The organism is Anaerophaga thermohalophila str. Valhall, from assembly GCF_000250735.1.
In the GTDB taxonomy this organism is placed as follows: domain Bacteria; phylum Bacteroidota; class Bacteroidia; order Bacteroidales; family Marinilabiliaceae; genus Anaerophaga; species Anaerophaga thermohalophila_A.
On record NZ_AHZV01000264.1, the window covers coordinates 21,938 to 29,533 of the forward strand.

The 7,596-nt window shown below is 39.1% G+C and carries 3 protein-coding genes; all 3 read right to left on the minus strand.

Translation table 11 applies throughout. The annotated features are described in order from the left end of the window. Positions 1 to 93: 93 nt before the first annotated feature. Positions 94 to 2,013, minus strand: a complete 1,920-nt coding sequence (locus OQ5_RS0114255) for a glycoside hydrolase family 97 protein (RefSeq protein WP_016778132.1) — start codon at positions 2,011 to 2,013, stop codon at positions 94 to 96. 299 nt (positions 2,014 to 2,312) lie between these two features. Further along, positions 2,313 to 3,998, minus strand: coding sequence for a RagB/SusD family nutrient uptake outer membrane protein (locus OQ5_RS0114260; protein ID WP_016778133.1), 1,686 nt, complete (start codon positions 3,996 to 3,998; stop codon positions 2,313 to 2,315). A gap of 12 nt (positions 3,999 to 4,010) precedes the next feature. Further along, entirely contained in the window at positions 4,011 to 7,001 is a 2,991-nt protein-coding gene (locus tag OQ5_RS0114265) for a SusC/RagA family TonB-linked outer membrane protein (protein WP_100221936.1), read from the minus strand. Positions 7,002 to 7,596 lie beyond the last annotated feature (595 nt).

Consider the following 7,596-nt stretch of genomic DNA (forward strand, 5'->3'; position numbering starts at 1 on the left):
GATCTTGTATGCAAGGATTTATCGGTTATTTATCGTGGTTTGTCTTTCCAGATTCGTTTCATCTTAGATTTAAAAATCTTACGATCTATTGAATTACTGTACTGGTTTTAAACTGGCCGCAAAACCTCCCCGACGTAGCATTTTTACAACAATTTCAGAATTTTTGTCGACAACCAGATAACTTGTGGATAATTCAGTGTCGTATTCACCATCGGTAATCAATGTGAGTTTGTATTTTTGTCCTTCGGGTAAAAAATTAAAATTTAGTGTTTTATTCTTGTTCTGGTGTGCTTCAGCATTAATGCCTCCTAAATACCACCCGGTACCTTTTCTTCGAGCGATGATAACATCTTTCCCCGGATAACCATCGATAAGTTTCGTGTCATTCCAGGCTGCGGGTAGTTCACGTAAAAATATTTTAGCGGCATCAGGCAGATTGTCATAACCATCGGGGCGGTCGGCCATGTGTTGAAAGGCAGATTCAAAAACAACACCCAGGGCAAGTTCATGTCCGTAAGATGTGATGTGCGGATGTTGGGAATTGGTGAAAGTAACCGGGGTATAATCCATAGACCCTACTACATTTCTGGTAAAAGGCAATATTGTGTTGTGTTCGGGAGCTGTGGTGGTTAACTCCGGATTGTTGTTGTACCACTCGGCTCCTCTTACAGCCTCCAGTGTCATCAGGTGAGGGTAGGTGCGTGCCCATCCGCGGGGAACAAGGCTGCCGTGAAAATTGACCATCATCTCAAATTTGGCAGCATCTTTCAGAATGTCAAGATAGTAATTAATCATGTATTGCTTTTCGCTCAGGAAAAAGTCCACTTTCACACCGGCAAACCCCAGGCCTTTTAACCAGGCAAATTCTTCCATTCGGTTTTCGTGCGTTTTCATGCGATCAATGGGCGTTGCAGTAATCCATTTAAACATGCCTGAGTTGTACCAAATAAGTGGTTTTATCCCTTTGGAGATGGCGTATTTTGCTGCATCTTCCACATCACCACCATTGCCCATGGCATCCCATTCCCAGTCGAAGAGGGTATAAGGCCAGTCCATGCGTGCTGCAAGATCGGTAAATTTCTTTACCGTTTGATAATCCCTGGTGCCGTGGTTGTCCGACCAATAGTTCCAGGATACCAGGCCCGGTTTGATCCAGTCCGTGTCTTCAATTACCGACGGGGTGGATACGTCTTCAACCAGAGTAGATTCTACAATGTCTGACAGTTCTCCCATAATGATGACCCGCCAGGGGGATTTCCAGGGCAGGGAGATTTTAGGTAAGGCTTCACCTTCACCCTCGTGAGGGGCAGGAAGTGTGACTTTGTAGCTTTTTTTGTCTTTTAGATTGCTGAGTTTGGTGGCACAATAGTTTCGATCCAGGTCTGCCTCATGAACAAGATACCAGCATGAATGATCAGGTGAATGGAAAAGTGCTGGATAACCCCAATTTTCCTGAATATCGGAGCTATTCATGTGGTCAAATAATTTTTCATTGGACAGGTCAAATTTCTGCAACCAACGTTCGGTGCTGTCGGGTATTATATATGAAGTCAGTTCATCTTTAATTGCAAAATTACCTTTGTTTTCAGGAAACTGATACCTGAAGGCCATACCATCATTGTATGCTCTGATGATGAGGTTCAACCTGGTTTTGTCCGGGTTCTCAAAGGAAACCACTACTTCATTTGCCGAATTATTGCGATGAGAACGCTTCCCGTGTTTGGTTGTATAGTCTTCTTCTATTTGTTTTGGCCTGCTTATTTTGAGCAGTTTCAAATTTTTATGAAAGTCCTGATCACTCCGGGATATCCCCAGTTCAATTTTGGGAATTATTTCTGAAGTCTGGTTGTTGTTTTCGAAATATACCTTTAGATACCACTCCCCGGTTTTATCATCATTCGTATTAAGGAGTTCAACTCTGATTTTTGTATTTGGCGATACTACTTCCGCATTCCGTGCTGATAATAAGACAGGAATCAGGGAGATGAGTATCAGTGACAGGATTTGTTTCATGATTATAAAATATTATCGGTATAGGGGAATGTCGATGTTTTCAGTTTTTTCTAATGAGTAAAAATAGATGGTAAAATATGTTTAAAATGTCAATTTTGGATATTTGATTTTTGAACTCAGGTAAAAATTATTGGATTGAAACTCGTCCCGAGTGATAGAGACGAGTTCCATTTTGCCAATGACTTAGAATGATTATATACCAATGAATGTGTAAAGCTGTCACAATATATATTAGGAGAAGCATATATTTCACGGCTAAAACCTAATATTATATATTGAGACAGCTTTTAAATCAATTATCAATATCCACTATTTTGTTCCATTTCTGTTCTGCGGATTTCCTCAGAGTGTATAGGAAGCAAAACCATGTGTTCTTCGAAGTTTCTTTCAAGAAGTTTTACCGGTGTGTAAGTTTTCTCACCAGTTTCTACATCTTTTATTATATCCATCCCATAAATAGGCTCGTTCTCAACTTCCATGGCAATTTTCCACCTTCTGACATCCCAAAATCTGTGTTCTTCGAATGCCAGTTCGATTCTTCGTTCGTTATATATTCTTTGCCTAAGATCATCACCAGTAACAGAATCCGGAATATCTGGCAAATCCACGCTTGACCTGCTTCGTACTCTGTTCAAATACTCTCTGGCTACGTCTTCGTTGCCCAACTCAAACTGAGCTTCGGCGTAGTTAAGATATATTTCACCCAATCGGAATATGATCCATGGGATGGTATAATGCTCTTGCCAGCTGATAGCTCTGCCTTCGGGAGGCATAAATTTTCTTAATATATAGTTTGTTCTGGGATTGTCTCCACTTTCTTTATAAGAATCATATCCCCATGACTCGCCATCTGATGCTATCCACATTTCATGAAGATCACCATGATATACAGATGAATCATGTATTATGGTTGCTTCGAATCGTGGATCACGGTTTCTATAAGGATGCTGGGGATCATAGCCCGATGCAGGATTAATCGTTCCATCTTCTAAGAAAGGAGGTTCTCCGTTTATCATATCATAATCGTCCACCAAATTCTGGGAGGGGCCGTTACTTGCCCACCATCCTCCGTAAGCACCATATCTGCGACCTAAGTTGTGCATAGGTGCCTGGTGATAATTAGTGGAAGAAAAATTCCTGGCAAAAATGATTTCACTATTTTCTGTTCCGCTGGGCTGATTGAACAGCGTTTCGTAATCAGGATACAATGAATAATTATCTTCCTCGATTAAAGTCCAGGCAGCATCTGAGGCTTTTTGCCACTTTTCTTCGTCATCAGAGGGATTGAAAAGAGGTGAAGCAGCGTACAAATATACACGGGAACGTAGCGCCTGGCAGGCATCCTGGGTCGCCCGGCCAAAGTTTGCGTCACTTGTTGCATATTTTTCCGGTAAATCCGGAATGGCTTCGGTCAGGTTCTGTTCGATGAAATCAACACATTCATCAAAGGAATTTCTTGTGAGCGTTTCATCAGCTCCCATAGCATAGGATTCGGTTATAATAGGCACACCTCCGAATCTTTTAATTAGTTCAAAATAGAGGTATGCCCTCAAAAATTTTGCTTCAGCTACTAATCTTGCCTTATCCTCGAATGAAATCTCATCGGTTTGCATCTCCTCAATAAAAATATTAATCTTTCTAATATATTCCCAGGCAACATCCCAGTAATAAATATTACCACCCCCTGTCCAATCGGTGGTCGCCACACTAGTGATATTATCAGCATTATAGTTGCCTAAGGGAATAATACCGATACCCCACGAAATACTACAATATGCTTCATCGGTTGCTTTTGATTGCATATGTATGTTAAATCCATGAAGAATAGAATTATACAAATTACTATGATAAGCTTTTATCAGATTCTCATCGCCCCATACAGCGTCTTCCGAGATACGGTCTTTGGGCGAAATGTCAAGAATATTATCACTGCAGGAAACGCAGGATAATAATATGACGGCTGTGATTAAAAGTATCTTTTTCATTTTTTTCTTAAATTAAAATTTCACATTAACGCCTAAGTTTATGGTACGCAGAGGCGGATAATTAAGGAAATCACCGGTATTTTCCGGATCTGCCCATTTAATTTCTTTTGCCCAGGTGAGTAAATTCGATCCACTTATATAAAGCCGGCAATCGGTTAAGTGGAGTTTGGAAATGATGCTTTCAGGCAGGGAATATCCCATTTCCATGGTTTTGAGCCTGACAAATGTGGCGTCAAATAAGTAGAAAGTGGAATTTCCGGGTTGAAAATCATCCGCTCTGGGCATTGTTCCATCAGTATTCTCTGTGGTCCATCGGTCTTTAGCTCTATCAACAACAGCATTGTCAAAAGCTGAGTTCCCCAGCTTTGCAAAAGTGCCGTCGTAGTTATAAGCATTGGTTTGCCCCTGGAAGAATAAACTTAGATCGAAATTTTTATATTGCAATCCCATATTCAATCCAAATACATATTCAGGCGTTGCAGAATAATCGAATCTGAATTGGTCTTCTGCATTAATTTCTCCATCGTCATTTAAATCCACTATTTTGATATCTCCGACCTGTGTTCCCGACGCATGTGGATAAGCGTCCAGTTCTTCCTGCGTATTAAAAATACCATCGGCCTTATAGTACAAACCTGCTCCAACAGGATGGCCTGTAAGATTTTGGTAAGGCTCGGCGTGTGGAACTTCATCCATATAAACAATTTCACTTCTTGAGAATGCAATGTTTCCGGAAATATTATAATTAAGTTCTCCAACAGAATTTCTATGGCTTAAATCAAGCTCAAATCCATGATTATCAACTTCCCCTATGTTTTCATCGGGCAAAGCGGGGAAACCGTATATTTTTGGAACTGAAAGGTTTCTTTGCGTTAAAATATTAGATCTTTTTTCCTTCCAAAGGGTTAAATCCATTCCAAACAAACCTTTCCATAAAGTAGCTTCTAACCCCACATCGGTTTTTTTACTTTCTTCCCAGGTGATATTAGGATTGGGCATAGTGTTAGCATAAATGCCTGCTGCATCACTCGTGCCAAAAACGTAATTGCCTCCAAATGAGAAAGATTGTAAATGCTGATAGGAGTCAACACGATCATTCCCAATTATCCCATGAGATAATCTAAGTTTCAGATTGTTTACGAAAGGAAGATTATTTTTCATAAAATCTTCTTCAGAAAGGCGCCATCCCAATGAAAAACCTGGGAAAAAACCATATCTTTTACCTTCGGGAAATTTTTGGGAACCATCATATCTAAAGATAAATTCAAAAAGATATTTAGATTCAAAATTGTAATTAAATCGCCCGAAATAATTATTATAGGCATCACTTGAAGCTGAACCTCCATTATCTTTATCTTCCGCTGCGGAACTTCCCACATTTATTTGGTCTATGGCGGAACTTACGAAATTTTTTCTGTAAGCCTGGGTATAATTCCAGGTGTTTTTTTGTATCTCCTGGCCGACCATAGCGCCTACATGATGTTTACCAAAGTCTCTGTCGTATACAATTTTGTAATTATATAGCATGGTAGTCCATCTATTGTAGGTATCTGTAAGTTCTGCTGTTGGTTCATTAGTGGCCCATTTTTTTTCATATTCATCGGAGTTTACATTGTATTCATGGTAATAATAGGGGGTACTCCATCTTTTTGAGAACTGATGGCTGAGATCATAATTGAATGAGGCATCAATTTTTAATCCTTCCACAAAAGGTACTTTATACGTCCCTTTAAATGTGGAATATACGGGGCGATCTTCAACCTTGTAATATCCTCTTCGATCTAATAAAAGTGGGTTTTCCTGTAACCTACCGGGAGCAATTAATCCATTGGGATAGCGTGCAGGTAAGGTGGGATTTGCTTGTAATATATTATAGAAGTCAACCCAATAATCATTATCAGGGTTATCTGCATATGTTGAGGGATACTCTCTATCGTTTAATATAGCATAAATATTGGCACCCAAACTGAGATTTTCAGTCAAATTGACATTAATATTTGAACGTAAGTTATATTGGCGGTAATGCGTGGGATTATTTTTCATAATACCTTCCTGGTCCATTATTCCAAAAGAAAGTAAATATGTAACTTTATCACTTCCCCCTGTGACTTGCAAATTAGTACGTTGTTGGGGAGCATAAGATCTCATCGTTACATCAACCCAGTCAGTATTGGGATATAAAACCGGATCGGAACCATCGCGATATTTTTGAATAGCATTCTCAGAATAAAAAGGAATGTATTCATCCGGTCTGCCTTGCCTGTACCAGTCTCCTTCATTATATGCTTCTGCAAAAGTGGCTGCATCCAGCATTTCCGGAATTTGTGTCGGGCTTTGAAAAGCATAATTGTAGGAAAAATTAAACTCAGGTTTTCCTTCTTTTCCCGATTTTGATGTTATAATAATCACTCCATTTGCTGCCCGAGCACCGTAAATAGCGGCTGATGCATCTTTCAGTACAGAGATACTTTCTATATCGTCCGGATTTAACCTGCTCATATTACTTCGCTCAACGCCATCAACAATAATAAGAGGAGAGTTATCTCTAAAAGTGCCGTTTCCACGGATCAATATTTCCAGCTCTTCACTTCCCGGTTCGCCTGTTCGTTGATTAATCGTTAATCCCGGAAGTTTACCCTGGAGGGAGGCTGTGACATTTGCTTCAGGGCTCTTTCTTATGTCGTCACCCGATATATTAGCAATCGAGCCTGTTAATGTTTCTTTCTTTTGTATCCCGTAACCAACGACTACCGTTTCTGCCAAATGTACAATTTCGCTTTCCAATATAATAGTAATGCTGCTTGTGTTGCTAACATCTATTTCCTGAGTTTTCATCCCGATAAAGGAGATGACAAGAACATTCTCTTCCGCCGGGATGTTTATAGAGAATTCTCCATCAGAGTCTGTTATGGTACCATAATCAGAATTTCCTTTCACCATAACAGTTGCCCCCGGAACAGGGTCTTGTTGTTCATCAAGTACCATCCCGCTTATAGTTCTCATATTCTGGGAAAAGGTACTACTGCTAACTAATATTAGCATGAGAAATGATAAACTTCTGAGAAAACATTTCTCTTTACACAGATTAATAATTTTATTTTTCATTTTAATTCTGGATTTTAGTTAAAACACTGAATTTGTTCTTGTTTGATTTGGGTTATCAACATCAGGTTAATCAGCATAAAGAATTTTTTCATAGGCATCTTAATTTTTAAAAATTAATGTTAATGATTGAATCATTTTCAAATATCCAAACTTTTGAATTAAATGCAAATACCTGATTTTTTGATGTTTAACGCAAAGGATTGCGCAAAGCTTTGCGATCAAAAAAACATGCTGTAAAACATGTTTTTTAAATTTTAACATTTCTGAGATGGTAAGACAATTGGGGAAACTATGTATGTGCAATAGTCAGTTAGACAAAGCCTAAACGCAGAGACGCAATAACGCAAAGTTCTTATAATAAGGGAGCTGTGTTTGGTGTGATTAATTGTTTACATAATTAACAGCACAAACTGCAACTCTCCCATAATTAAAACTCTGAGTTATTGCGTCTCTGCGTTTAGGCTTTTTTTAACTGACTATTGAATTAGTGTCT

Coding starts and splice junctions, on each gene's coding strand:
- OQ5_RS0114255 (WP_016778132.1), bottom strand. CDS start 2,013: ATGAAACAAATCCTGTCACTGATACTCATCTCCCTGATTCCTGTCTTA.
- OQ5_RS0114260 (WP_016778133.1), bottom strand. CDS start 3,998: ATGAAAAAGATACTTTTAATCACAGCCGTCATATTATTATCCTGCGTT.
- OQ5_RS0114265 (WP_100221936.1), bottom strand. CDS start 7,001: ATGAGAACTATAAGCGGGATGGTACTTGATGAACAACAAGACCCTGTT.